The 26,520-nt window shown below is 71.6% G+C and carries 20 protein-coding genes and 1 pseudogene; 9 read left to right on the top strand and 12 right to left on the bottom strand.

The window, feature by feature from the left end; translation table 11 throughout:
* Positions 1-32 precede the first annotated feature (32 nt).
* The 3 genes from ABD339_RS08130 to ABD339_RS08120 all read left to right on the top strand — a co-directional run bounded on the left by ABD339_RS08130 (position 33) and on the right by ABD339_RS08120 (position 3,673).
* Positions 33-1,700, top strand: coding sequence for a sensor histidine kinase (locus ABD339_RS08130; protein ID WP_344563684.1), 1,668 nt, complete (start codon positions 33-35; stop codon positions 1,698-1,700).
* Positions 1,697-2,479, top strand: a complete 783-nt coding sequence (locus tag ABD339_RS08125; protein ID WP_344563679.1) for a response regulator — start codon at positions 1,697-1,699, stop codon at positions 2,477-2,479. The genes ABD339_RS08130 and ABD339_RS08125 overlap by 4 nt, the downstream gene beginning before the upstream one ends.
* Before the next feature lie 147 nt (positions 2,480-2,626).
* Positions 2,627-3,673 carry a chitinase gene (locus tag ABD339_RS08120; protein WP_344563677.1) on the top strand — a complete coding sequence of 349 codons (1,047 nt, stop codon included), beginning with the start codon at positions 2,627-2,629 and terminating at the stop codon, positions 3,671-3,673.
* A gap of 180 nt (positions 3,674-3,853) precedes the next feature.
* Here ABD339_RS08120 and ABD339_RS08115 read toward each other — a convergent pair whose 3' ends face one another.
* From ABD339_RS08115 to ABD339_RS08095, 5 genes are all read right to left on the bottom strand, one after another.
* Positions 3,854-4,498, bottom strand: coding sequence for a DUF4232 domain-containing protein (locus tag ABD339_RS08115; RefSeq protein WP_344563675.1), 645 nt, complete (start codon positions 4,496-4,498; stop codon positions 3,854-3,856).
* A 342-nt stretch (positions 4,499-4,840) separates the two neighbouring features.
* Complete coding sequence (locus ABD339_RS08110) at positions 4,841-5,464, bottom strand: Hsp20/alpha crystallin family protein (RefSeq protein WP_344563673.1); 624 nt, start codon at positions 5,462-5,464, stop codon at positions 4,841-4,843.
* A gap of 237 nt (positions 5,465-5,701) precedes the next feature.
* Entirely contained in the window at positions 5,702-6,049 is a 348-nt protein-coding gene (locus ABD339_RS08105) for a hypothetical protein (protein WP_344563671.1), read from the bottom strand.
* 425 nt (positions 6,050-6,474) lie between these two features.
* Positions 6,475-6,786 (bottom strand): hypothetical protein, encoded by a 312-nt coding sequence (locus ABD339_RS08100; RefSeq protein ID WP_344563669.1) that lies wholly within the window; start codon positions 6,784-6,786, stop codon positions 6,475-6,477.
* A 526-nt stretch (positions 6,787-7,312) separates the two neighbouring features.
* On the bottom strand, positions 7,313-8,536 hold the full coding sequence (locus ABD339_RS08095) for a helix-turn-helix domain-containing protein (protein ID WP_344563667.1): 1,224 nt from the start codon (positions 8,534-8,536) through the stop codon (positions 7,313-7,315).
* A gap of 98 nt (positions 8,537-8,634) precedes the next feature.
* Between ABD339_RS08095 and ABD339_RS08090 the strand changes: the two genes are divergently transcribed.
* Complete coding sequence (locus tag ABD339_RS08090; RefSeq protein WP_344563666.1) at positions 8,635-9,453, top strand: class I SAM-dependent methyltransferase; 819 nt, start codon at positions 8,635-8,637, stop codon at positions 9,451-9,453.
* A 31-nt stretch (positions 9,454-9,484) separates the two neighbouring features.
* Here ABD339_RS08090 and ABD339_RS08085 read toward each other — a convergent pair whose 3' ends face one another.
* The gene (locus ABD339_RS08085; RefSeq protein WP_344563665.1) at positions 9,485-10,462 is read right to left on the bottom strand and encodes a LysR family transcriptional regulator; all 978 of its coding nucleotides are present in this window, start codon (positions 10,460-10,462) and stop codon (positions 9,485-9,487) included.
* A gap of 95 nt (positions 10,463-10,557) precedes the next feature.
* Here ABD339_RS08085 and ABD339_RS08080 point away from each other — a divergent pair, with 95 nt between their 5' ends.
* A complete protein-coding gene (locus ABD339_RS08080; protein WP_344563663.1) occupies positions 10,558-11,838 on the top strand; it encodes a nuclear transport factor 2 family protein in 1,281 nt (426 codons plus the stop codon).
* Between the two features lie 130 nt (positions 11,839-11,968).
* Here the strand turns inward: ABD339_RS08080 and ABD339_RS08075 are convergent, their stop codons facing one another.
* Entirely contained in the window at positions 11,969-12,994 is a 1,026-nt protein-coding gene (locus ABD339_RS08075; protein WP_344563661.1) for an ATP-dependent 6-phosphofructokinase, read from the bottom strand.
* A 527-nt stretch (positions 12,995-13,521) separates the two neighbouring features.
* On the opposite strand from ABD339_RS08075, the gene pta reads away from it, so the two are divergent.
* The 3 genes from pta to pyk all read left to right on the top strand — a co-directional run bounded on the left by pta (position 13,522) and on the right by pyk (position 18,441).
* Complete coding sequence (gene pta / locus ABD339_RS08070) at positions 13,522-15,657, top strand: phosphate acetyltransferase (RefSeq protein ID WP_344563659.1); 2,136 nt, start codon at positions 13,522-13,524, stop codon at positions 15,655-15,657.
* Positions 15,658-15,727: 70 nt separating this feature from the next.
* Positions 15,728-16,933, top strand: a complete 1,206-nt coding sequence (locus tag ABD339_RS08065) for an acetate kinase (RefSeq protein ID WP_344563657.1) — start codon at positions 15,728-15,730, stop codon at positions 16,931-16,933.
* A gap of 80 nt (positions 16,934-17,013) precedes the next feature.
* Positions 17,014-18,441, top strand: coding sequence for a pyruvate kinase (pyk, locus tag ABD339_RS08060; RefSeq protein ID WP_344563655.1), 1,428 nt, complete (start codon positions 17,014-17,016; stop codon positions 18,439-18,441).
* A gap of 96 nt (positions 18,442-18,537) precedes the next feature.
* Here the strand turns inward: pyk and ABD339_RS08055 are convergent, their stop codons facing one another.
* The 5 genes from ABD339_RS08055 to ABD339_RS08035 all read right to left on the bottom strand — a co-directional run bounded on the left by ABD339_RS08055 (position 18,538) and on the right by ABD339_RS08035 (position 25,555).
* Positions 18,538-20,862, bottom strand: a complete 2,325-nt coding sequence (locus tag ABD339_RS08055) for a hypothetical protein (RefSeq protein ID WP_344563653.1) — start codon at positions 20,860-20,862, stop codon at positions 18,538-18,540.
* Positions 20,863-21,062: 200 nt separating this feature from the next.
* On the bottom strand, positions 21,063-22,571 hold the full coding sequence (locus ABD339_RS08050; RefSeq protein ID WP_344563651.1) for a hypothetical protein: 1,509 nt from the start codon (positions 22,569-22,571) through the stop codon (positions 21,063-21,065).
* Entirely contained in the window at positions 22,540-23,166 is a 627-nt protein-coding gene (locus ABD339_RS08045; protein WP_344563649.1) for a DUF6114 domain-containing protein, read from the bottom strand. Before ABD339_RS08045 ends, ABD339_RS08050 begins: the two co-directional genes overlap by 32 nt.
* Before the next feature lie 126 nt (positions 23,167-23,292).
* The gene (locus ABD339_RS08040; RefSeq protein WP_344563647.1) at positions 23,293-23,910 is read right to left on the bottom strand and encodes a DUF6230 family protein; all 618 of its coding nucleotides are present in this window, start codon (positions 23,908-23,910) and stop codon (positions 23,293-23,295) included.
* Positions 23,911-24,595: 685 nt separating this feature from the next.
* Positions 24,596-25,555 carry a tetratricopeptide repeat protein gene (locus ABD339_RS08035; RefSeq protein ID WP_344563645.1) on the bottom strand — a complete coding sequence of 320 codons (960 nt, stop codon included), beginning with the start codon at positions 25,553-25,555 and terminating at the stop codon, positions 24,596-24,598.
* A gap of 199 nt (positions 25,556-25,754) precedes the next feature.
* Between ABD339_RS08035 and ABD339_RS08030 the strand changes: the two are divergent.
* Positions 25,755-26,384 (top strand): annotated as a pseudogene (locus ABD339_RS08030) (TetR/AcrR family transcriptional regulator); the annotation flags it as partial.
* Positions 26,385-26,520: the final 136 nt, after the last annotated feature.

Below are 26,520 nucleotides of genomic sequence, written 5' to 3'. Positions count from 1 at the left end.
GTGCACGTAAACCGGAGCGGCACACTGAAACCATGCGTGTCCCCCGCCCGCGCGCCCCCGCGCGCTCCCGTCCCCGCAGCCTGGCGGGGCAGCTGTTCGCCATGCAGGTGGTGCTGGTGGCCGCCGTGGTGGCGGGGTGCGCGGTCTTCACGTATCTCTCCGCCCGCTCGCAGGCCCGGGACGCGGCCACCCACCAGGCGCGGGCGACCACCCAGGCCGTGGCCGACTCACCGTCCGTGCACGAGGCGATCCGCTCCGCGCACCCCAGCGCGCTGCTCCAGCCGTACGCGGAGCGGGTACGGCGGGACACCGGGGTCACCTTCGTGACGATCATGGACACCGACCGCACGCGCTGGACCCACCCCGACAAGCGGCGCATCGGCGAGCGCTTCGTCGGCCACATCGGGCCCGCGCTCAAGGGCCGCACCTTCGACGAGACCTACACCGGCACCCTCGGCCCCTCCGTACGGGTCGTCACCCCCATCCGGGAGGACGGGCCGGGCGGCCGGATCGTCGGACTGGTCAGCGCCGGGATCGCGGTGGACACCATCGGCAAGCGGGTCAGTGACCAGCTCACCGCGCTGCTGGCGGTGGCGGGCGGCGCCCTCGTACTGGGCGGCGCGGGCACGTATGTCATCAACGCACGGCTGCGGCGCCACACCCACGGCATGAACGTGGCGGAGCTGAGCCGGATGCACGACTACCACCACGCGACGCTGCACGCGGTGCGCGAGGGGCTGCTGATGCTGGACGGGCAGCGCCGGGTCGCCCTCGTCAACGACGGCGCACGCGAACTGCTCGGCCTCACCGGCCAGGGCGACCTGGTGGGCCGCGAGGTGGCGGGGCTCGGCCTGCCCAGGGAGCTGACGGGCGCGCTGCTGGCCTCCGAGCCGCGGGTGGACGAGGTCCATCTGACCGGACAGCGCGTGGTCGTCGTCAACACCTCGCCGGTGGACGGCGGCGAGCACCGGGGCACGGTCGTCACCCTGCGCGACCACACCGAACTCCAGGCGCTCACCGGCGAGCTGGACTCGGTACGCGGCTTCGCCGAAGCGCTCCGCTCCCAGGCCCACGAGGCCGCCAACCGGCTGCACACCGTCGTCTCCCTGATCGAGCTGGGCCGCGTCGGGGAAGCGGTGCGCTTCGCCACGGAGGAACTGGAGCTGGCGCAGGCGCTGACGGACCAGGTGGTCACGGCCGTCGGGGAACCCGTGCTGGCCGCGCTGCTGCTGGGGAAGGCCGCGCAGGCCAACGAGCGGGGAGTCGAGTTGGCGCTCACCCCCGACTCGCACGTGGACGATGTGGCCGGGCTGCCCGCCCGGGATCTGGTGACGGTGCTGGGCAACCTCATCGACAACGCGGTCGAGGCGGCGGGCCCGCAGGCGGTGGACGGGCTGTACCCCGCCCGCTCCGGCGCGGCGCCCGGCCGCGGGCCCCGCGTCACCGTGACGGTCGCCGTCCGGCGCACCCCGGCCCGGGAGCTGCTGCTCCGGGTCGCCGACAATGGGCCTGGCCTCCCCCCGGACGCGGGCGACACCCTCTTCGAACGCGGCTGGTCCACCAAGCCCGGCGGCGGCATCGGCCTGGCGCTCGTGCGGCAGACGGCGCGGCGGCACGGCGGGGAGGCCACCGCGAGCCAACGAGCCGGTGGCGGCGCGGAGTTCAGCGTCCGCCTGCCGCTCCCCGGGGAGGGAACATGACCCTGCGCGTCCTCGTCGTCGAAGACGATCCCGTCGCGGCGGACGCCCACGCCCTGTACGTCACGCGCGTCCCCGGCTTCGACGTCGCGGCGGTGGCGCACACGCGCGCGCAGGCCGTCCGGGCGCTGGAGGAGCACGCGCCGGTGGATCTGATCCTGCTGGACCTGTACTTGCCCGACGGCAGCGGCCTGGACCTGCTGCGCTCGCTGCGCGCGGCCGGGCACGGGGCCGATGTGTTCGCGGTGACCTCGGCGCGGGATCTGACGGTGATCCGCGAGGGCGTCTCCCTCGGCGTGGTGCAGCACGTGCTCAAGCCCTTCACCTTCCGGTCCCTGAGCGACCGCCTGCTGCGGTACGCGGACTTCCGCACGACCGCCGAGGCGCGCGGCGAGGCGTCCAGCCAGGACGAGGTGGACCGGGCGCTGTCGGTGCTGCGCGCGGCGCCCGCCTCCTCGGCGCTGCCCAAGGGGCTGAGCGCCGGAACGCTGGGCACGGTGACGGCGCAGCTGCGCGACTCGGCGGACGCGGGGCTGACGGCCAGCGAGGCGGCCGTACGGATCGGCATGAACCGGATCACCGCGCGCCGCTACCTCGAACACCTCGTCACCACGGGGCACGCGGACCGCCGGCAGCGGTACGGGCTGGTGGGACGGCCCGAGCACCACTATGTGTGGCGCCCCGGCACGGCAGGCGGACGGCGCGCACCCGGCGGACACGGCGGGCCGGGCGGACCAAGTGGCCACGGCGGACCGGACGGACACGGCGGACCGGACGAATAAGGCGGTCCTGGCACCCCCGGCGGACAAGACGGTCCCGGCGAACGGTAAAGCTCTCCGCCGTTTCCGCCCGCACCTATTGTCTATACCAATGCTTTCTCGCTAGCGTGCGGCGGCACCACCAACCGGTCATCCGGAAGGGAGAGTTACGTGTCCCCCCACACCACCCCCCACCGCCGCAGCAGGGCACGCCGCAGACTCACCATGGGCCTCGGAGCGGCGGCAGCAGCCGCCCTCACCGCCTCCGCACTCGCCGTCTCCGCGCAGGCCACGCCCCCCACACCACCGGCCGCCGACGCCAAAGCGGCAGCACCCAGCGGCATGAACGGCCCCTACCTGTACCTGGGTTGGGGCAACCCGCCCGACCCGGCCTCCTTCATGCAGGAGACCGGCACCAAGCAGCTGACCATGGCCTTCATCCTCTCCGGCGGCGGCTGCTCCCCCGCCTGGGACGGCCAGCGCCCGCTGGCCGGCGGCCAGGACGAGCAGGCCATCAAGGCGATCCAGCAGGCGGGCGGCGATGTGACCCCGTCCATCGGCGGCTGGAGCGGCAACAAGCTGGGCGAGGCGTGCGCGAACGCGCAGGACCTGGCGGGCGCCTACCAGAAGGTCATCGACGCCTACGGGCTCAAGTCGATCGACATCGACATCGAGTCCACCGAGGTCGAGAACGCCGAGGTACGGCAGCGGGTCATCGACGCGCTGAAGATCGTCAAGGAGAAGAACGCGGGCATCAAGGTCTACGTGACCTTCGGAACCACCACCCAGGGCCCGAACGAGAACGGCAAGGACCTGATCAACAAGGGTGCGGCGGCCGGTCTGGACGTCGATGCCTGGACGGTCATGCCCTTCGACTTCGGCGACGGCACCACCGATATGGCCGGCGCCACCAAGTCGGCCGTGGACGGCCTCAAGAACCAGGTCAAGGCGGCCTACGGGCTCTCGGACGCCGACGCCTACAAGAAGTCCGGCCTCTCCTCGATGAACGGCAAGACCGACCAGCAGGGCGAGTCGGTCTCCCCCGGCGACTTCCAGCAGATCGTGGACTACGCCAAGTCCAAGGGCCTGTCCCGGGTCAGCTTCTGGGCCGTCAACCGCGACCGCCCCTGCGCGGGCGGCGGCGCGGGCGACTCGTGCAGCGGGATCGACCAGCAGCAGTGGGAGTTCTCCAAGATCCTGGCCGGCTACGGCAGTTAGCCCGCGGGACGCTCTGGAACACAGCCGGGGCCGGGTGCGGCGGATTCCCCTCCGCTGCGCCCGGCCCCGGCTTCCCCGTGTTCCCCTGTTTCCCCGTTGCTCTGTCCCCCTCTGCCGCGGCTGCCCCCGTGACACCGCGAAACCCCGCACCCCCGAACGGGAACTCGCTGCCCCCGGTCCTCAGTTGGTGGCGAGGCCGACCGGGTGGACCTCGACGCTGTCGTCCGCGTACGGGGTGGCCATCTCGCCGGAGGGCCACTTGATCTTCACGGAGTGGGTCTCGTTCGGAGGCGTCACCACGAGTTCGGTGGGCTTCGAGGCGCCCTCGCCGTTGGCGGCGAGCTTGAACGAGACGTTGAAGCTGGCGGCGTCGCCGGGCTTCAGGTTGGTGATACGCGGCTGGTTCTTCGCGCGCTCGATGGGGCTGGTGGTGTGGTCGGCGTCGGTGATGTCGAGGCCCGCGAAGCCCGTCGCCGAGCAGGTCGTCGAGCCCCGGTTGATCATCGTGACGGTGACATCACCCGTCTCCGCGTCCGGCGAGGTGTCCTGGGCGTCCATGGCCAGGTCCGCCGTGCGGCAGAACTTGCCCTTCTTCGCGTGCGACGCCGAGCCGGTCCCCGAACCGGTGCGGGTCGAAGTGTCCTTGCCGGAGTCCGACTTCACGTCGCCCGTCTTCGCGTCGCCGGACGAGGACGAGCCCTTGTCCGAGGACGAGGCCGACTTGGCGGACGAGTCCTTCTTGCCGTCGTCGTTGCCACAGGCGGTCAGGGACAGAACAGCGACGAGTCCCACGGCCGCGAAGGCCGTGGTGCGCGTGTGCTTCATGGTGTTCCCCCGGGGGGTTGTACAGGTGTTTCGGTCAAGAACATTTGTACCGCGCACCGAGTTACGAGCCCTCGGTTGACGTGTCCCCGTTCTGTCACGGCGTTCGACGCCTGCGACTGACGCGCGGGGAGGTGCCGGGAGGTGCCGGGAGGTGCGAGGAAGTGCGAGGAAGTGCGGGGGTGCCCTTGAACGCACTGCGCCCGGCGGCCGGGTGAGGCGGGCCGCCGGGCGGTGATGCGCTTGCTGCTTTTACTACGCTTGCTGCTTTTACTGCTTTTTATGCTCTTCGTGCTCTTGGTGCGGGTCGTGCCTGGCGGGGCTGAACGGGGGGTCAGCCCCGCATCAGCTCTCCGTCGAGCGGCGCTTGCGCGCGAAGAACACGAGACCGCCACCGGCGACGACCACGGCGGCAGCGATGCCGGCGATCATCGGGGTGTTGCTGGAGGAACCGGTCTCAGCCAGGTTGTCGTCCCCGCCCTGCGGCTTGGACGCGGGAGCGCTGGAGCTGGACTGCGGCGCGCTCGGCGTCGGCTTCTCGGTCTTCGGGGGCTTGGTCGGCTCCGGAGTGCCGGGCTTCGACGGGGTGGGCGTCGGCTTCGGCGTCTCGGACTCGCACACCGGGGAGGTCTTGGTCTCCGGACCCCACGAGTACTTGTCGTCGTCCCCGGCCTTGACCTGGGCCGTCACATTCAGCGGCTTGGTGTGCTTGGGGAGATCGACCTTCTTGTGGAACTGGCCCTTGAAGGTCTCCGTCAGCAGCGTCTTGTCGCCGGCCTTCAGCGTGACGGTGTTGTCCTTGTCCGAGGCGTAGCTCGTCAAGTCGATCTGGACCGAGTAGCAGTCCACTGACCACTTGGGAGTGTGTGCCTGGGCCGGCGCCGCGGCTATCGCGGTGCCGAGGAACGCCGCGGCACCCGTCGCCGCGATGGCGACCGACCGCTGCCATCTGAGGCGCAGTGCTGTCATGTTTGTCCTTCCGGTAGAACCACGCCGCGCGATGAGCAGACGGCGGGTGACAGCACGGTACTCCCGTCGGCCACGCGGGACACAACGACCCCCTTATTTCCAACTCTTCCACCCGAAGGGACAGTTCGTGACCAGGGCGTGTGCGGAATGGGGAGACCCGGACCGTGACGAGCCCCACACCCGCGCCCCCGGGGGGCCGGGCAAGGCGGGGCGTGACGCGGTGCCCGGTGCCGTGCGCTACCGGGGCGGATCCGGGCAGCGTTCACCGGTCCGCGGGCACACGAGCGCGCAACGCACGACGACTTGACCGCGCGAGTAGTACCCCGCGTAGGCATCCGCGCGGCGCTCCACGCAGTCCCGGAGATAGGCGAGCTTGCCGTCCGGGTCTCGCGGCGGATTCGCGTGGACCTCTTTCTTCAGCCACGCGAACACCTGCTCCGGATCGGTGAACGTGCCCACGCGCATCGACTGCGGCTTGCGGAACCACTGACCGATCGTGTTCGGCGGTACCGGCGACTGAAGGTTGCGCGCCTCCCGGTCCAGCGGCCACTGCCCTCCGGTGTACGCATACGCGTGCCAGTGCATTCCCGCGTCCCTCCGAATAGGGCCCGGCCCCCGGTGGCGGTGGGCGCCGGCTGTTGGCTGCGTGACTGTCGGCCACCGACTGACCGGTGGGTGCTGCTAGCGGTCGCCGCCGCAGCCGGTGCCGTCGCCGCAGTCGGGGTCGTCGGCGGGTTGAGGAGGCTCGTCGTCCTCGGGATCGACGTGGAGAACCAGTGCGTGCATCGTGCTCCTCTCCTGGTCGGATTTCTCGGGGACCCGCCTCGGGTCCGCGACCGTCACGCGATGGAGTGGAAGCCGGTGCGTGCGGTCCGCCCGGGGCGGCGGTACACAGGTGCGCGGTCGTATCGACCGACCGGCACCGATTCACCTCGCGGCGATGCCGCAGGTGAGCGTCAGCACCAAGACGGTGAGGGCGAGGAGATGGAGCGCTTCGCGTAGCCAGGGGTTCACTCGGCGATCCGCAACTCCGTGCCCCGGCCGGTGTTCTCGCGCATAGCACGGTCGAGTTCGGCCAGGTCGTCGCGGAGCCACTGCGGGGCGAGGACGCGGGCCGCGAGCGCACGGGCGTGCGGGACGCACGCTTCGACCAGGTAGCCGGGGCCGGAGTTGCCGCCTTCGATCGCCACGGCCATGACCGCGTCGCGGTACCGGTCGCAGTGGCAGCAGTGCCCCGGACGCAGGAGGCCCTTCGGGCCGAACTCGGACTCGGGCACGGGTTCACGTTCGGTCATGGCCGCCCCCTCTTCGGTGGCGGACATGCGCACCTGCCGGTGAGGACGACCCACGGCGTTCCCTTCGCCTGCGGCTCCTCCCGCCCGGAGACGCGGGGAACCTGGCCACACCGGTGACAGCGGTCCGCCGCCGCACGGGCGGCCCGCACGAACAGGCCGAGATCACGTGGCATCGCGGTCGCCCCCCTGCGTGCAACGGGGGCACGCACACGGCGGGTACTCCAGCGGCCGGCTGACCGGCCGCGGCGGCTTGTCCGCATCCTCCCGGACGACGAGCCTCCGGCTCCAGGTGCGGCCCGAGTCGCGGGAGACCCGCAGGGTCATGGTCGTCACGGCCGCGCCTCCGTCCCTGGGCGGCTGTGCGTGGCGGCCCGGCCGGCGGAGCCGATCGTCAGTGTCTGCATGGAGCTGTCCTCACTGGAATGAGCGGCACCGGATCCTGAGGGGATGCCCGAAGCCGCCGGTCGGTGAGGACAGTAGAAGCGCGGAACCTTCCACCCCAGGGACGGCCCGCCCTATTCCGCAGACTCGCTGGGACACCCTGTCCCAGCCGTCAGCCGTCCAGGTGAAGCCTGTCGGCCAACTCCGTGACGAGGCTGCGCCGATGACGCTCCCTGGACCGAAGCTCCGCGACCAGGCGCCGGGCGGTGCCGTGGTAGCGCATCCATTCCGGAGCATCGTGCTCGGCCTGCAACAGGGCACCCGCCGCCCGGCCGCCCTGGTCGATGTCCGCGTGGGCCTGCGCGCGGTCCACGTGGAAGCGCGCCCGCCAGGTCGGCGGCAGGGTCTCCAGACGCGGAACCGCACGGGCTGCCTCGATCGCCTCCGCGCTCTTGCCCATCTCCACCAGGAAGTTCACGCGCGCCACGCCCGCGTTGGCCGGGCCGAAGGGAGTCGCGTAATCGAGACGGTCCGTGCCGAGACCGGCCGCCGCCGCGGAGGCCATCCGCAACAGCTCCTCCACGCGGTCGTACTGGGCCTCGCCCTGGCGTACGGTCGCCGTCGCCGCACGGAGCATGAGGATCCCCCAGAGGGAGAGAGCCAACGGCGGGGAGCGGAAGCCGGGTTCGGCGGAATCGGCCGTGGCGAGTGCCACGCGTGCCGCATCCTGCAACCGCCCCTGCTTGGTGAGGATCCAGGAGAGGGTGGACGCGCCGACGGTTTCCAGATGAGGGTCGTCCGAGGATCGGGCCGCCACCGTCGCGCGCTCTATCGCCGTGAACGCGGCGTCTTCCTTGCCCAGCGCCGTCAAAGTGGTCGCGGCGATCTGATACGCCTCCGCGAGCACCGCGTTGGCCGCTGCCCGGTCCGCCCCGGTGTGCTGGCGTACGGCGGCACGGGCATCGCGGATGAGTTGCGGCAGGACGGCGCCGACCTGCCCGACACGGCCCTCCCGCCGGATGTGTTCCGTCGAACGCAGCGCGGCCCGCAGCGCGCCAATGGTGGGCGGATCCTCCGGGTCGTCGTCCTCCCCCAGCAGATCGGAGACGGGCGAGACCGCCTGCCGCAGGAGCAGGAGACTGGGCTCTTCCCGCCCTTCCGGAGACGGTTCGAAGACAGCAGGTGCTCCGACGAGTACGGAGACCTCGACGTCGAGGGCCTGCGCGAGGGCGTTCAGCGTGGCCATCCGCGCGGTGAGCCGCCGGTTCTGCTCCAGCTTCCTGACCACATCGACCGATACACCAGCCCGAGCGGCAAGCTGCTCCTGCGTCAGCCCGCGTCGCTCTCGGAGCCGCCCGAGCCGGTCGCCGATCGTGGTCCCGAACGTGTGCGTCATGACTACCCCCGCCAGGTGGATACCCGCCGACCACGTTACGCCCGACCACCGAAGCCTGCCGGACACGGACTGACGCGACCCGGCCGCCTGCCGCCACAATGCTCCGCATGGAGATCGCACCCGAGGTCATGGCCTTCTACTCCGCCACCATCGACGAGTCCCAGCGCCTGACGATGTCCGCCGACGGCGCCCTTGAACTGCTCCGCACCCAAGAGCTGCTGCGCCGCCTCCTCCCGGCCGCGCCCGCCCGCGTCCTCGATGTCGGTGGCGGGCCGGGGGCGCATGCCCGGTGGCTCGTTGCGGACGGGTACGCCGTGCATGTCGTGGATCCGGTGCCCCGGCATGTCGAGGCCGCGCGGCGCGTGGCGACCTCGGCCGAGGTGGGCGATGCCCGCGAGCTGGATCTCGGGGACGACGGCTTCGACGTGGTGCTGGTGCTCGGCCCGCTCTACCACCTCCTGGAGCGGGCCGACCGGGACCGGGCGCTCGCCGAGGCGTACCGGGTGGTGCGGCCGGGCGGTCTGGTGGCTGCGGCGGGGATCAACCGGTACGCGTCGCTGTTCGAGCACACGGCGTTCGCGCACCTGGGCAAGGACAGCGTCCGGGAGAGCATCGAGGGCATCTTGCGCACGCAGATCCACGACGGGAAGAAGTCGTTCACCGCCGCGTACTTCCACAGCGGCGCCGAGCTGCGCGACGAGGTGGCGGAGGCCGGGTTCGAGGACGCGGAGGTCTTCGGGATCGAGGGGCCGACGTGGGGGATGCTCAAAGCGACCGAGCAGTACACGAAAGAGTCCGTCACGGGATCCGCGCTGTTCGAGTCCGCGCTGACGGCCGCCCGCCTCGCGGAGCCGTATCCCGAACTGCTCGCCGCCAGCTCGCACATGCTGGCTGTCGGCCGACGCCCCGCAGCGTGACGCACCGGCCCTCGCCGATCAGACTGCGGGGTCAAGTTGCCCTGCCGCAAGGGGAGTCAGGGGTGCTCACGTCGGCCGCGTACCCGGGCCGAGCCAGAGCACGGGCCCCGGCTTGGGGCGGGCGGGCCGCGGCGAAGGCGGCGGCGAGTTGATCGAGGAGCGGGGCCGCGCAAGGGTGGGGGTCGCGAAGTGGTGTGATGGTGTAGAGGCCGCGGGTCGGGGGATCGACGAGTCCCACTGTGGTGACATCGGTCCGCAGCGCGGACGCCAGCGCCCCGGGTATCAGCGCGATGGCGTGACCCGTTGCGACCAGGGCCAGCTTGCCGTGCAGGTCGGCCGCGGTGAGGTCGATGCGGGCGCTGACTCCGGCACGGGCGGCGTGCTGGCGCAGGAGCGCCGCCGAGCCGTCATTGTCCTCGACCCAGGTCTGCCCGGCCAGTGTCCGAATGTGCACCGGGCCGCCCCCGGCCTGGGGATGACCGGCGGGCAGGACGACGACCATCTCGTCCAGGCCGAGGAACCGCCGTTCGAGCCGCGGGTCGTGGGGCAGGCCCGGTGGTGCGTCGGTGACGACAGCGATGTCGAGGTCTCCGGCGAGCACGCGCTGGTGCAGCTGCCCGCTCAGTCCGGGGACCAGGCTCCAGCGGAGGGGTCCCGCCTGCTTCAGCAGGCCCCGGATGGCTTCGGGGACGATCCCGGAGGCCAGGGAGGGCGCGGCGCCGACGGCCAGCGGCAGGCGGAACTCCCCGCTGTGGACGTCCCGTACGGCGCGTACGGCGCGGTCGGCCTCGTTGAGTGTGGCCAGGGCGTGGCGCCGGAACACCTCGCCGGCCGGTGTCGGACGCACGCCGCGCGCGTGGCGCTTCACCAGCGGCACGCCGAGCTGCCGCTCCAGCCCGGCGATCTGCCGGGAGACGGCCGATTGTGTGTGGTTCAGCTCGACGGCCGCCGCCGCCAGCGAACCGAGGCGGCACACGGTCACGAAGGTCCGCCACACAGTCAGGTCCATGGCGCCAGTATGCCCGGCCGGTATGCGCATCGCGCAGGGCTGACCTGCGAAATCTGCGCTTGTCGCAACTGTCGCGGTGCACCACTCTGGCGCGCATGACCGCACCGCACACGTCAGCACGACGCACGTCAGCACCACGCACGCCGACACAACGCACGCCAACACCGCGCACTGTCGCCGTCCTCGGCCTGGGGCGCATGGGAGAGGCGATCGCGACACGACTGGCTGCCCAGGGCTGGGAGGTCGTCGGCTGGACCCGCTCCGGGCGCGCCTCGGCAACCGTCGAGGTGACCGGCGATCCGGACGACGCGGTGGCGAGAGCCGACGTCGTCCTCCTGTCGCTGTTCGACGGGCCTGCCTGCCGGCAGGTCCTCGATGACGTCCGCGACTCGCTGCGCGCCGGCACGATCGTGGTGAACACCAGCACCATCGCCCCGGCCGAGGCGGCCGAACTGGCCGGGCGGCTCGGCGCGTCCTACGTCCACGCGCCCGTGCTCGGGTCCGTACCGGCTGCCGCCGACGGCGCCCTGCGGGTTCTCGCCGCCGCCGGTCAGGACACGCTGGACCGGGTCCGGCCGGTGCTGGAAACTCTGGGCACCGTTGGGGGAGTCGAGGACGCCTCCACCGCCGCCGCGCTCAAGCTGATCGCCAACAACAGTCTGGCCGGGGCCGTCCTCGCGCTGCGCGACGCGCTGCGGCAGGCCGACGCCCTCGGCCTGCCGCGTGAGCAGGTGCTGGACGTTCTCGAACTCGGCCAGCTCGGCAGGCTCGTGGCCCGCAAACGGGCCTTCCTCACCCACCCGTCGGCCGCCGTCACCGGAACCGCCACCGGAATCGGAACCAAAACCGGCACCGGAACCGGAACCGCCGAATTCACCCTCGGTGCGCTGGCCAAGGACATGGCCCTGCTGGCCGCCGCGTCGGACATCCCCTTGCGCGGCGCGGCCCACCTGGCCGACACCGCTGCCGGCCCGGACGCCGACATCGCCGTCGCCGCCACGGTCCCCGCCGCGACGGACGCCGTGGCGGGCGAGGCCGTACTCGAACCGCTCCGCGCCTACATCCGGGGCCACGCCACCGGCGACCCCGCCCACTTCCGCGACGCGTTCTTGCCCACCGCCCACATCGAGGGGATCCGGGACGGCGCGTTCGTCTCCTGGCCCCTGGAGGAATACTGCGCCCTCTTCCAGGGGCGGCCGGCCCCGGACGAACCGGCCCGCTCCCGCCGCATCGACGCGGTGGACGTCCACGGCACCGTCGCCACCGCGACCATGACGCTCCGGCACGGCCCGGATACGTTCACCGACATCTTCTTGCTGACCCACGTCCATGACAGCTGGCGCATCGCCAACAAGGCGTATCACCGGCACTCGTGAGCACCCCGGACGGCGGGCGGCACCCCGCGATGACGGTGCGTACCGCGAGACGGCGGGCGGCACCCCGGGACGCGTGCGGCGCCCCGGCCCCCGGCATCCCGAAAGGCCCCTTCGGCCCTAGAAGACCGCCCTAGAAGACCGCCTCGGTCTCGTCCATGCGGTCCTGCGGGACGTGCTTGAGTTCGGTGACGGCGTCGGCCAGCGGGGCCATGACGATCTGCGTGCCGCGCAGGGCCGTCATCTGGCCGAAGTCGCCCCGGTGGGCGGCTTCGACCGCGTGCCAGCCGAAGCGGGTGGCGAGTACGCGGTCGTAGGCGGTGGGGGTGCCGCCGCGCTGGATGTGGCCGAGGATGACCGGCTTGGCCTCCTTGCCGAGGCGGTGCTCCAGTTCGATGGCGAGGCGGTTGCCGATACCGGCGAAGCGCTCGTGGCCGTACTGGTCGATCATGCCCTTCTCGTAGGGCATGGAGCCCTCGGCGGGGTGCGCGCCCTCGGCGACGCAGATGATCGCGAACTTCTTGTCGCGCGCGAACCGTTCCTCGACCATCTTGGCGAGGTCGTCCACCTCGAAGTTCCGCTCGGGGATGCAGATCGCGTGCGCGCCGCCTGCCATGCCGGCCTCCAGTGCGATCCAGCCCGCGTGCCGTCCCATCACCTCCACGACCATGACGCGCTGGTGGGACTCGGCCGTGGTCTTGAGGCGGTCCATGGCCTCGGTGGCCACGCCGACGGCGGTGTCGAAGCCGAAGGTGCGGTCGGTGGCGGAGATGTCGTTGTCGATGGTCTTGGGGACGCCGACGACCGGCAGTCCCGTCTCGGCGAGCATGCGTGCCGCGGTGAGGGTGCCCTCGCCGCCGATGGGGATGAGCGCGTCCAGGCCGAGGCGGTCGATCAGTTCCTCGGAGTTGTTGCACGCCTCGCGCAGCCGGTCGCGCTCCAGGCGGGCCGAGCCGAGGATGGTGCCGCCCCGGGCGAGGATGCCGCTGACGGAGTTTATGTCCAGCGGGCGGTAGCGGCCGTCGAGCAGGCCCTTGAATCCGTCTTCGAAGCCGATGACCTCGTCGCCCCGGTCGGCCACGGCACGGTGGACGACGGACCGGATCACGGCGTTGAGGCCGGGGCAGTCTCCGCCGGCGGTGAGGACTCCGATGCGCATGGGATTCGCTTCTCCTGCTCGGTGAGTGCCCGCGTGGGGACGGGCCGCTTGGGGCGCTGCTGGACCTCACTGTCCGCAGTGCCGCTGCCATGTGTGAGCCGGTGCGATTGTTTCACGACTTGAATACAGGGGCATGGGTGCTGTTCGCCATGCGGACTCTCCCTCGTCGCGTCCGCCGCACCCTCCTCGAGTCCGCCGAGCGCACCGGTTGTTGCGGGTACCTCCCTCGAGCCTGTCCATTCGGCTCCGTCTGCCCCGCCGTCCGGCCGCTGCGTCGGCCGCCGCGTCCGGTTGGCCCGGTCTCCCGGGACTGTTCACCCAGCCGTCATCCGCCGATTCCGACCTGGCGAGCCACCTAGCCAGAAGCGCAGGTATTGTCAAGGGTATAGCCAGATCTTTATAGGCGCTTTCCCGGTGAAAGACCTCAAGAAGGACCTCAAGGCGGTCTCGACACGCGTGCCGTCGCCGCCGGAACCGAGCTACCCGACCGGCGCCCGACCGGCGCCTTGACCCGGAGGAGACAGCGCGTGACGCGCAGCGTGTACGTGACCGGAATCGGACGCGGCGACGGCCGGCAGGTGGTCGAGCTGGGGGTCATGGAGCTGCTGACCCGCCAGGTGGACCGCGTGGGGGTCTTCCGTCCGCTGGTGCACGACGGCCCCGACCGGCTCTACGACCTGCTGCGCAGCCGCTACCGCCTCACCCAGCCCGCCGCCTCCGTGTTCGGGATGCGCTACGAGGAGGCCGCAGCCCTCCAGGCCGAGCGGGGTACCGATGAGCTGATATCCCGGCTGGTGGACCGCTTCCACGAGGTGGCCAGGGATTACGAGGCCGTTCTGGTGCTGGGCACCGACTTCGCGGAGACCGGACTGCCCGCCGAACTGGCGCTCAACGCCCGCCTCGCCAACGAGTTCGGGGCCGCCGTGCTCCCCGTCGTCGCCGCCCGGGAGCAGAGCCCCGAGGCCGTGGTGGCCGAGGTGCGCAACGCGCACCACGCCTACGCCTCGCTGGGCGCCGACCTGCTCGCGATGGTCGCGAACCGGGTGAGCGACCCCGAGGCGGCGCAGGCCGTGCTGGGCCTGGGCGAACGGCTGCCCGAGCCGGTGTTCGTCCTGCCGGAGGAGCCCGCGCTGGCGGCGCCCACCATCGCGCAGGTCAAGGAGACCACCGGGGCCCAGGTGCTGCTGGGCGACCACGCGGGGCTCAGCCGGGACGTACGGCACCTCGTCTTCGGCGGCGCGCATCTGCCCGCCTTCTTGCCCGCGCTGACCGAGGGCTGCCTCGTGATCACCTCGGGTGACCGCTCGGATCTGATCGTCGGCGCCCTGGCCGCGCACTCCTCCGGCTCCCCCGCCATCGCCGGGCTGCTGCTCACCCTCGGTGAGCATCCGGGCGAGCAGACTCTCGCGCTGGCCTCCCGGCTCGCGCCGGGCACACCGGTGCTGTCCGTGTCGGAGGGCTCCATCCAGGCCGCCGACGCGCTGCTCTCGCTGGAGGGCAAGCTGACGGCCGCGACCCCGCGCAAGGCGGAGATCGCGCTCGGCCTGTTCGAAACCCACGTGGACACCGCGCAGTTGACCGCGCGGCTGTCCGTGGAGCGCAGCGAGCGGGTCACCCCGATGATGTTCGAGCACGAGCTGGTGGAGCGCTCGCGCGCCGCCCGGCGGCACATCGTGCTGCCCGAGGGCACCGAGGAGCGGGTGCTGCGCGCGGCCGAGGTGCTGCTGCGCCGCAACATCTGCGATCTGACGCTGCTGGGCGAGCCCACGCTGGTGCGCAAGCGCGCCGCCGAGCTGAGCATCGGCCTGGAGCTGCTGGGCGACGACGAGCCGCCGCAGGCCACCGGCAGGGCCACCGCCCGCATCGTGGATCCGCAGCGCTCGCCGCTGCGGGAACGTTTCGCCGAGCGTTACGCCAAGCTGCGCGCCCACAAGGGCGTCAGCTACGAACTGGCCCACGACGTGGTCGCGGAGGTGTCGTACTTCGGGACGCTGATGGTCGGCGAGGGCCTGGCCGACGGCATGGTCTCGGGCGCCGTGCACTCCACGGCGGCCACGGTGCGGCCCGCCTTCGAGATCATCAGGACCAAGCCGGACGCCGACATCGTCTCCTCGGTCTTCTTCATGTGCCTGGCCGACCGCGTGCTGGTCTACGGGGACTGCGCCGTGGTACCCGACCCGGATGCCGAGCAGCTCGCGGACATCGCGATCCAGTCGGCCACCACCGCCGCGCGGTTCGGGGTCGAGCCGCGAATCGCCATGCTGTCGTACTCGACGGGCACCTCCGGCTCGGGCGCCGAGGTGGACAAGGTGCGGCGGGCCACCGAGCTGGTGCGCTCGCGCCGCCCCGACCTGCTGGTGGAGGGCCCCATACAGTACGACGCGGCCGTGGAACCCTCGGTGGCCGCGACCAAGCTCCCCGGCTCGCAGGTCGCCGGGCAGGCCACCGTGCTGATCTTCCCCGACCTGAACACCGGCAACAACACCTACAAGGCCGTGCAGCGCTCGGCCGGTGCCGTGGCCGTGGGGCCCGTGCTCCAGGGCCTGCGCAAGCCCGTGAACGACCTGTCCAGGGGCGCCCTGGTGCAGGACATCGTCAACACCGTCGCCATCACCGCCGTACAGGCGCAGGACGAGCCGGCCACCGGCAGCTCCGGCGCCTGACCCCGGGCCCGCCGGCCCACGCCGGCGGGCCGGACGCCCGCCCGCCCCCTCGCAGAAAGCACCGCACGCCGTGACAGCCACCCGGATACTCGTCCTCAACTCCGGCTCCTCGTCGGTGAAGTACCAGCTCATCGACATGGCCGACCATTCACGGCTGGCCACCGGGCTGGCCGAGCGGATCGGCGAGGACACCTCCACGCTCACCCACCGCCCCCCGGCCGGCGGGGAGCCGCGTGAGCGCCGGGGACGCCTGGCCGATCACGACGCGGCGCTGAAGGCCGTCGCGGAGGAGCTGGCGGCGGACGGCCTGGGCCTGGACTCCCCCGAGCTGGCCGCCATCGGCCACCGGGTGGTGCACGGCGGGCTGAAGTTCACCGAGCCCACGCTGATCGACGAGGTGGTGCTCAAGGAGGTCGAGCGCCTGGTGCCCGTCGCGCCGCTGCACAACCCCGCCAATATCACCGGCATCCGCACCGCCCAGCGGCTGCGCCCGGACCTGCCGCAGATCGCGGTCTTCGACACGGCCTTCCACTCCACCATGCCGGAGCACGCGGCGCGCTACGCCATCGATGTGAAGACCGCCGACGAGCACCGGGTGCGGCGCTACGGCTTCCACGGCACCTCGCACGCCTACGTCTCCCGCAAGACGGCCGAACTGCTGGGCAAGGACCCGGCCGAGACCAATGTGATCGTGCTGCACCTGGGCAACGGCGCCTCGGCCTCGGCGGTGCGCGGCGGGCGCTGCGTGGACACCTCCATGGGGCTGACCCCCTTGGAGGGCCTGGTGATGGGCACCCGCTCCGGTGACATCGACCCGGCCGTGGTCTTCCACCTCGGCAGGGTGGCGGGGATGAGCATGGACGAGGTGGACGAGCTGCTCAACAAGCGCAGCGGCATGGCGGGCCTGTGCGGCGAGAACGACATGCGCGAGATCCGCCGCCGGGTCGAGGAAGGGGACGCGGCGGCCACCTTGGCCTTCGAGATCTACATCCACCGCCTGAAGAAGTACATCGGCGCCTACTACGCGGTGCTCGGCACCGTGGACGCCGTGGTCTTCACCGCGGGCGTCGGCGAGAATGCCGCGCCCGTGCGGGAGGCCGCCGTCGAGGGTCTGGCGGAACTGGGCCTGGCCGTGGACGGGGAGCTGAACGCGGCGGGCGGGCGCGAGCCGAGGCTGATCTCGCCCCGGGACGCGCGGGTCAAGGTCGCCGTCGTACCGACCGACGAGGAGCTGGAGATCGCAGAGCAGACCTACGCGCTGGTCACAGGCGGCTGAGCGGGCCCCGGCCCGGCCGGCCGCCGCAGCGCCGCCACCCACATCGTTCAGTACCTAAACAAAACGATAGGATCGCCCCCATGCGCCGTTCCAAAATCGTCTGCACCCTGGGCCCCGCCGTCGACTCCTACGAACAGCTCAAGACGCTGATCGAAGCGGGTATGAACGTGGCCAGGTTCAACATGAGCCACGGGTCCCACCCCGAGCACGAGGAGCGGTACCACCGCGTCCGCAAGGCCGCGGAGGAGACCGGCCGCGCCGTGGGCGTGCTCGCCGACCTCCAGGGCCCCAAGATCCGGCTGGAGACCTTCGCCGAGGGGCCCGTCGAGCTGGTCCGCGGTGAGGAGTTCACGATCACCACCGAGGACGTCGCCGGCGACAAGACCATCTGCGGCACCACCTACAAGGGCCTGCCCGCCGATGTGTCCAAGGGCGACCCGGTGCTGATCAACGACGGCAATGTCGCCCTCCAGGTCACCGAGGTGGCCGGCCCCCGGGTGCGCACCATCGTGATCGAGGGCGGGGTCATCTCCGACCACAAGGGCATCAACCTGCCCGGCGCCGCGGTGAACGTGCCCGCGCTGTCCGAGAAGGACATCGAGGACCTGAAGTTCGCGCTGCGCATGGGCTGCGACATGGTGGCGCTCTCCTTCGTGCGGGACGCCTCGGACGTGCGCGACGTGCACCGGGTCATGGACGAGGTCGGGCGCCGGGTGCCGGTGATCGCCAAGGTGGAGAAGCCGCAGGCGGTCGCCAACATGGAGGACGTCGTCATGGCCTTCGACGGGGTCATGGTGGCGCGCGGCGACCTGGCGGTGGAATACCCGCTGGAGAAGGTCCCGATGGTGCAGAAGCGGCTGGTCGAGATGTGCCGCCGCAACGCCAAGCCGGTGATCGTGGCGACCCAGATGATGGAGTCGATGATCACCAACTCCCGGCCCACCCGCGCCGAGGCCAGCGACGTGGCCAACGCGGTGCTGGACGGGGCCGACGCGGTGATGCTCTCCGCCGAGTCCTCGGTCGGGCAGTACCCGATCGAGACCGTCAAGACGATGTCGAAGATCGTGCAGGCCGCCGAGGTCGAGCTGCTCAGCCGGGGCCTCCAGCCGCTGGTGCCCGGCAAGAAGCCGCGCACCCAGGGCGGTGCGGTGGCGCGCGCGGCGTGCGAGATGGCCGACTTCCTCGACGGCAAGGCGCTGGTGGCCTTCACCAAGTCCGGCGACACGGCCCGCAGGCTCTCCCGCTACCGCGTGGCCCAGCCGATCCTGGCCTTCACCACGGACGCCGCCACCCGCAACCAGCTCACGCTGAGCTGGGGCGTGGAGACGTATGTGGTCAAGCACGTCGATCACACGGACGAGATGGTCGAGTTGGTCGATGCCGAGCTGCTGAAGCTCCAGCGCTACGAGACGGGCGACACCATGCTCATCACCGCCGGCTCGCCCCCCGGCGTGCCGGGGACGACGAACATGGTCCGCGTCCACCACCTGGGCAGCGCCCAGAACTGACCCGGCCGACCGGCCGGAGACCGTTCCGGACGCCGCAACGGCGCCGCCCCCGGGCGGCGCCGTTTCTGTTCGGGGCCAGATTCGGGGCCGGACAGGTCAGAGACTCAACGCCGTCCGCAGCGCCGCCAGCCGCTCCTGGTCCTTGCGGATCCACTGGAGGTCGTAGGGGTGGCGGGGCGGGCGGCGCGGGGATCCGGCCAGCTCCCGCAGGCGCTCGCGGACCTGCGGGGCGAGGCTGCCGCCGCCCAGCTCGCGCAGCAGTCCGAGGGCCTCTTCGACGGGGCCGCTCTGCTCGACGGCGAGCAGCAGCGCGTCGGTCACCGTCTCCTCGTCCACCCCGTCCACCCCGTCCGCCGCGTCCGCCCCGTCCACGTCGTTCGCTTCGTCGGCCCCGACCGCACTGTCGTGGCCGACGACGGCTCCGGGGAAGGCCAGCAGCGCACCGCACGCGGAGACCAGCGTGGTCATCGAGCCGAACAGCGGCGGGATGTCGGAGGCGAGAGCGGCGGCGGGCGCGCCGATCCGGCGGGCGAGCCGGGCGGCGGCGTCCCGCACGCGGTCGTCCCTGCCGTTCAGCGCCGCCGACAGCGTCGGGAGCAGTTCCCCGGCCGCTTCCCGCCCGTGGATCGCGTGGGTCGCGGACGCGGCGCCCAGACAGTCGCCCCAGTCCCAGCCGGCATCGCCGCTCGTCTCGGGGGTCAGCAGCTCGCGCAGCCTCGGGAGCAGCGGCGCACCGTCCGGGCCGAGGTCGCGTGCGCGGGTGACGGCGGCACGCTTGCTGTAGAGGACCTCGTCGAGCCCGGCGCGCACGGCGGCCACCAACAGCCCGCTCTCGTCCGTGAGTTCGCGCAGCGCGACAGCCGCGGGCATCCTCTCGTAGGCCGATGTGGCACGGTCGGCGGCGGCCCGCAGCCGGTCCGCGGCCACCTCGGCGTCCGGCGTTCCGGCCGCGACGGCGGCCACCGCACCCGGCGCGTGCTGGGGCTCCTTGGACAGCAGTTCGTACAGCTCCGGGAGGGCCGGAGCGGCCCGCGGGCCCCATGCGGCGAGCAGCGCGCACAGGTGCCGGGGCGCCCCGTAGTTGCGGCGGTCGGGTGTGCGCAGCAGGCTCCGCGCCGCCGCCAGGAGTGCCGCGTCGAAGGGGACGACGACCCCGCGCCGGGCGCTCCAGGGCGACGTGCCGACGGCCGTCTCCAACGCCCCCCTGCTGTGCGGCAGATGGCGGGCCAGCAGCGGCACGGCGCGTGGGTCACGGAGGGCGACGAGCAGCGCGAGGGCGTCGTCAGCGGCCTCCTTGTCGTCGCCCTCGCCCCCGCTCCCAGGAGTCTCACCGGCCGCGACGGCCAGCACCGCGTCGGCGGCGGGGCGGCCTTCCTCGCCGAGGCGCCGCACCATCGCCACGGCGCGTCCCCTCACCACGGGGTCCGCGTGGGCGACCAGTTCGGCGAGCGGCCCGGTCAGGGCGGCGGGGGCCGGGCGGAACTCGCCGCACAGCGCCTCGATGCCGCTGAGCATCCGGCGCGCGCGGAACCCGGCGCCGTCTCCCGGGTCCCCGACCGTGTCTGCCGCCGCTCCCCCGGCGGTGCGAGCGGTCTCCAGCAGACTCAGGGACAGCGGGAGTCCGTCCCGGTCGGCGAGCAGGAGCAGCAGGTCCTGAAAGGCGGTGTCCTCCCGGTCGGTGTCCTTCCACTCCCCGGTGCTCGTGTCGAACCAGCGCTCGCCGGGCTCGGATCCCGCGCCCGCGCCCGCCGTTGCCCACGCGGTGGCGGCTGCGGCCAGTTCGTCCGTCCAGGGGGCGTCGTCGCGGACTAGGCTGAGCGCTGCCGCGAGCCGGACCTCGGGGTCGTTTTCCGCTCCCAGTTCGCCCGCCGCGATATCTGCCGCGATCCCGGGGTCGGCGGCCCGGCAGGCGGACAGCAGCTCGGAGCGCAGGTCCTCGTCGCTCTCCTGGGGCCAGCGCTCGCGTATCGCCTCGGCGGCGGCGCGCGCGGGGCCGGACAGGCCGATGATCCGGAGGAGCAGGCGCCGGATGTCGGGGTCGTCGTGCGCGAGCAGTGGCAGCAGCGCCGGAACCTGGGTGGCGACGGCGGCCGTCAGTTCGTCCTGGTCCCCGCGCGGCTGGTCCTCACCGTCGGCGACGCTGTGCAGCAGCTCCAGCAGCGTCTCGGTGTACACCCCGGCCGCGCACAACCGGGCCAGGTAGGGCACACATTGGCGGGTTGCGGAGTACGCGGGGGTGCGGGCGCGCATGCTGTGCCAGAAGGAGCTGAGCGCTTCGCGGACGGCCTCGTCGTCATCGGAGGCCAGGGCCCGGAGGGTGCCCGCGGGGTCTTCCGCCGTGCCGTGGACGAAGCCGGTGGGCGCCCATATTTCCTCCTCCAGGCCCGCGAGGATTTGATCGGTGGAGTGCTGTGCCGTCATGCGGCCGATCATCGCAGGGGCCGCGTATCCGGACACTCGCCAGTACGTCCCGGAGACGTAACACGCGGACGCGGCCCACGAGTTGCCCGTGGACCGGCCGGGTCCGGGGGCCGGGGTGGTGGTGCGAGTGCGTCACCCCCCAAGGGGGTGACGCAACGGCGGACACCCCCGGCGCGGTGTCCGCGCGGGGGTGGGCCGGTTCACTTCTCGACGAACTGGTGCAGGCCGGGGATGGTGAGGTTGCCGCCGAACTGGCCCGCCTGCTTGACGGTCACCTTCGTGAAGTACGCGAACGGCACGTTGATCGGCGGCGGCGAACCGGGGCTGAAGGTGATCGGGATCAGCCCGAAGAGATTGCCCTTCAGTTCCTCGGTGTACATCGTGACCTTGCCGCCACGGATGGTCGAGGTCGAGCCCTCGGCCGCCTGTACGTGGTAGGTCGTGCCGCCGGGGCCCTTCACCGTCTGGTGCAGGTCGCCGATGTCCAGGGCGTCGGAGGTGAACTTGAGGGCCTGCTTCGTCCTGCCGTTCGGCATGGTGATGTTGACGACGCCCTTGTAGTCGAGGCCCTTGAGCGTGAGGGAGGAAGCCTCCAGGTTCCAGGGCTGGTTGGGCACCTGGGCAGGCGTCTGCTCGTCCGTGCCCTGGACATCCATCTTCTCCGGACAGGGGAACGGCTTGCCCGCGTCCTTGGCCGGGTCGTAGTCGCGGGCGGTGCCGTCCTTCTCGGAGACGCCGCTGTCGCCGCTGTCCTTGGAATCCTTGCCCTTGGCGCCTTTGGCGTCTTTGCTCTTCTTGTCCTGGGCCTTTTTGTCCTGGGACTTCTCATCCTCGGCCCCGGTCCCGCTCTTGTTCTCGCCGCGCTTCACCGCCCCGGACGCACCCGGCGTCTCGTCCTTCTCGGGCGTCTTGGGCACGGACGTCGTGGGATCGGGGTCGGGCTTGGGGGAGGACTTCCCGCCGTCCGAGGGCTCGTCCGGCTTCTCGTCCGCGGGCGCCTCGGGAGGTTCGGACTCCTTCGGCTTCAGGACGTCATCGAGCGTCTTGCCGACACCCAGCGGGTCGTACCAGGGGTTCTCCTCGTCCTCGGAGGACGAGGAATCACCCGAGTCCGAACCGGAGCCGGAGCCCGAACCGGAGCCCGAACCGGAACCAGAGCCCGGGGACGGAGCCTTGGACGACGGCTTGCCCGCACTCCCGTCGTCAGCGGAACCGCCCGAAGGCGTGGGCGACGCGGGGGATTTGGTCCCGGACCCCTTCTCGTCGCCGCCCTGGGCAGGCTTGTCCTGCTCCCGCTGCTCCCGTTTCGCCGCGTCCGCCTTGTCCTGTGCGGCCTTCTCCCGCTTGGCCTGCTCGCGGGCCAGATCACGCTTGAGCTTTTCCGCCCGCTCCTTGCGCTCTTCCTTCTCGGCCTCGGTCTCCTTCTGATCGGCCACCGAGACGCAGGAGTCGCCCTTGAAGGGGTTCTTGGGCTGCGGTTTGGCGTTGGCCAGCTGCGGGGTGAGCCCCATGCCCATCAGGACGGCCGAGGGCATCGCCGCGATGGCGATCGCCTTGCCGGCGGGCACATGGAGACGGGTCAGCAGTGGCTTCTTCGGGACCGCGTGCCGGGGCCCGGTTCTCACCCGGATACTCGGCGCCGCGTCCGCTGACGCACCCTCCCCCGCGTTCACCTCGTCACCCGGCACGGTGCCTCCCGTTCCCGTCATTCGTCTCGGCCCCGTTTCCAGGGGCCGCTCCTGAGACTGCTGTGTTGTCCCGGGGGCCCTCGCCCCCGTCCCGCGCCGGGACGTCCAGGGTGCGTCCGGTCTGCGCCGGAACCTGCGCTCCCGGGTCGCCGGAAGCGGTCGGGCCCTCCGCAGGCCCGGAATCCGCCGAATTCACCGACTCCGGCCGGGACTTGACGACCTTGCCCGGGGCCCAGGAGACGCCGAGCGCGCCACCGATCAGTCCGAGGAGGAAACCGATCAGGAAGGCGCCGAAGTTGGACACCACGAGGGAGACCAGCGACAGCAAAATCGCCGCGATGCCCGCGAACACCCGCGAGTGGGGCTGGAACCACATGGTCAGCCCGAGAACGACCAGCAGCACGCCGATGATCAGCGAGCCGGCACCCGCCGTCGTGGACATCCGGATGGTCAGCGAACCGAGCGTGAGGTTCTGGTAAGGGACGTACATGATCGGGATACCGGCCAGCAGCGTCAGTATTCCGCCCCAGAACGGGCGCTGGCCGCGCCAGGTCCGGAAGGAACTGCGCTTCCGGCCGAATCCGGTCGTCAGCCTCTGTCGCGTATCGACGCTCATGGGTACGGGGCTCCTCGGAACTGGCGCAGAACTTGCTGGGTGGAGCGGACCCTACGGGCGCGGCGCGCGGGGTCGAGCGGTGGCCCCGGACCCCGCACCCGTGGGGTCGTCAGTACGTCAAGTGCGTCAGTAGCACTCGCTCTTGCCCTTCTTCACGGCCATGTGCAGGCCGCTGAGTTTGAACGTGCCGGCCGTCGTGGCCCACGCTCGCTGCTTGACGTCGGTGAACACGACACTGTCCGCCTGCTGGGAGAACGAGTCCTTCAGGTACTTGTCGCCGTTGTGCGGACCGGGCCCCTTCGTGGTCTTGTCCACCGAGACGCCGATGTCGATGTTGTTGAACGTCGCGTCCGTGCGCAGGTCGTCGGCGTCGATGTAGAGCTTCTTCGCCTCGACGCGCGGGCCGCCGTTGCCGCCCGCCGTGAGCTTCATCGACACATCGCCGAAGACCGGCACCGGCACGACGACGGACTGGCAGAGGTTCTTGATCTTCGCCGAGTTCATGCCGACGACCGCGACGGGCTTCTGGCCCGACTTGTTCGTGTCGATCGCGCCGTACTGAACGAACCCCTGCCCGTCCAACTTGTCGGCGGTCACCTTGAACTGCTGGCCGGAGACGCTGAACGACGCCGCCAGCGCGCCCTGCGAGAGAGCTACGCCGATCGCGGCCGTTGCGGCCACGCTCGGCACCATGACGACGGCGAACCGCTTCCATCTGGTCCCGCCACGAGCCAGGGACTCCATGACTTTCCTCCTTCTCGGACGTACATCTCCGGCTCGAAGAGCCGTCCACTTGCCAGCGGGCCGCTCCCTGCCTTGGGGCACCTCCCGGCCGCGCGAGGCTGGGGAGGGAGAAGTGCTACGTCCTCGGAAAGAGAGCGCCAACGCCTCTGTACGTGCCGTCCTTCCACACGTCACGTCCGAGGTGCCGGCGATCACCCCCGAGCGACAACCACGGGCCACGCTCTCGCGCAACCTTGCTTTGTGCGGACAGGCTCCGCCGTGCGGCGGAGACCCCCCTGTCCTCAAGGCCGGCGGTAGAGCTGAGTGTTGCGGTGATGCTGGGGTGTGCGATGCCGGCCTGCCCGGTGGGGACCCATGCCGCGGGGCGCCGAATGGTTGCCGGGCTGCTGGCGAGGGACCGAGCTTGGCCGATCGTGGTCCATCTGCGGCCGGTGCACAAGGGGGTTCGTTACTTACGAGTAACGGTGGGATAACCGGCGGGCCGCCAAACGGCCTCGCCCGGCGACGCAGGGTCGCCGGGCGAGGCGGGGGCGAGAGCGGAGCACCCGGACAAGGCGGGAGATTTCCGCGAGATTTCCTTACTGCGAGTAATAGCGATCACGATTGCCAAGTTTTGGCAAAGCGCGCTCGCCGGTGTCGCTAAATCAATGAGTCGCAGGCGCGTGTGACCGCCGGTACGGGCAGGTCAGAACAGGGCGCGCGCAAGGGCTCCACGCGCCGCGACCACACGGGCATCCTCAGCACCGATCACCTCGAACAGCTCCAGCAGCCGCAGCCGCGCCGCCTCCCTGTCCTCACCGGAGGAGCGCTGCACCGTCTCGACCAGGCGGCCGAAGGCGTCCTCGACATGACCGCCCGCCATGTCCAGGTCCGCGACCTTCAGCTGGGCCGCCACATCGGTGGGCGCGTCGGCGGCGTCCTTGCGGACCTGGCGCGCGTCCATCCCCTGCACCCGCTGGAGCAGTTCGGCCATCGCCAGTCCGACCTTGGCCTCGACGTTCGCCGGCTCGTCCGACAGCTTGTTGCGGTACGCCTGGATCGCGCCGGGCAAGTCGTTGGAGTCCAGGGCCTGCTGGGCGGCGGCCAGCACCGGGTCCTCCGGCACCTCCGGCTCGGGAGCCGCCTCCTCGGCCGCTTCCTCGCCCACACCCTGGAGGCCCGTGATGCCGAAGCGCTGCTCGGCGACCTGCACGAGCTGGTCGAAGGTGCCCCGGATCTGCTCCTCGGGGGCAGCACCCTGGAACAGCGGCAGGGCCTGCCCGGCGACCACGGCGAAGACCGCCGGAATGCCCTGGACGCCGAACTGCTGCATCAGCATCTGGTTCTGATCGACATCGATCTTCGCGAGCATCACCCGGCCCGCGTACTGCTTGGTGACGCGCTCCAGAACCGGTGAGAGCTGCTTGCACGGCTCGCACCACTCCGCCCAGAAGTCGATGACGACCGGCACCTCGGCGGAGCGCTGAAGGACGTCCGCCTCGAAGCTCGCCTCATCGACATCGATCACCAGGCTCGACGGCGCCGGCGCGCCGCCTCCCTCGGCGGACTGGGCTCTCGCCTGCTCCGCCTTCTGCTTGGCCTCTCCGGCCGCCTTCACCGCGGCGAGGTCGACCACTCCGCTCATGGACATATTGCGTGGCTGCATGAGACCAGTCTCCCCCTTCCGCGCGCCTGTGTGTGCAGTGGCCGCCGGGTCCCCACCCGGCGCGTGGTCGTCGCAACGGGCATTCCGCTACGGCTCGTAGCGTAACTCGAAGAGGGGACACGACCGCAAGACCGTCCGGCGGCCCCGGCGCGGTGATCCGCCTCACTGTGCTTCGCGTACTCATCGGTATGGTCGGCACATGGCCGCTCCCTCCCCGCAACGGCGCGGGCGCCCCCGAAGTGCCGCGGCGGACCGCGCGATTCTCCACGCGACCCGCGCCGCGCTGGTCGAAGTGGGCTGGAGCAGGCTGACGATGGCGGAGGTCGCCCACCGCGCGGGGGTCGCCAAGACCACCCTCTACCGGCGGTGGGCCGCCAAGAGCGAGCTGGTCGTGGACGCGGTCGCCGCCTTGTTCGACGAGCTGGAACTGCCCGACTGCGGCAGTCTGCGAGCCGACGTCGAGGGCGTCGTCCTCTCCTTCGCCGCGCTGCTCGGGCGCCCCGAGACCAAGACGGCGCTGATGGCCGTCATCGCGGAGTCCACCTCGGACAAGGCGCTGCGCGGGCGCATCCGCGAGGCGATCGTGAACCGCCAGAAACGGCTGGTCCTCGACGGCCGCGCGCGGGCCCAGGCGCGCGGCGAGCTCCCGCCGGACGGCCCCGACCCGGACGAGACCCGGCGCGTCGTGGACCTCATCTTCGATGTGATCGCGGGCGCGGTGGTGCACAGGTCGCTGGTGAGCGACCGCACCGTGGACGCGGAGTGGGCCGCGTCCTTCACCACCCTTCTGCTGGAGGGACTGGGGGCCGTCACCCCTCCCCTCTCCCCCGCCGATCCCGCCCTGGGCGCGGACTCACGGCGGGCCCCGGCCTCGGGCCCGGCCTCGGGCCCGGCCTCGGGCCCGGCCCCGGCCTCGGCGGCGGGGCAGGACGCGGGGCCGAGCCCGAAGCAGGACCTGGGGCGGG

It is taken from the genome of Streptomyces axinellae (genome assembly GCF_039532135.1).
Taxonomy (GTDB): domain Bacteria; phylum Actinomycetota; class Actinomycetes; order Streptomycetales; family Streptomycetaceae; genus Streptomyces; species Streptomyces axinellae.
Note: the sequence above shows the minus strand (reverse complement) of the source record. Positions and strands in the feature narration are given on the sequence as shown.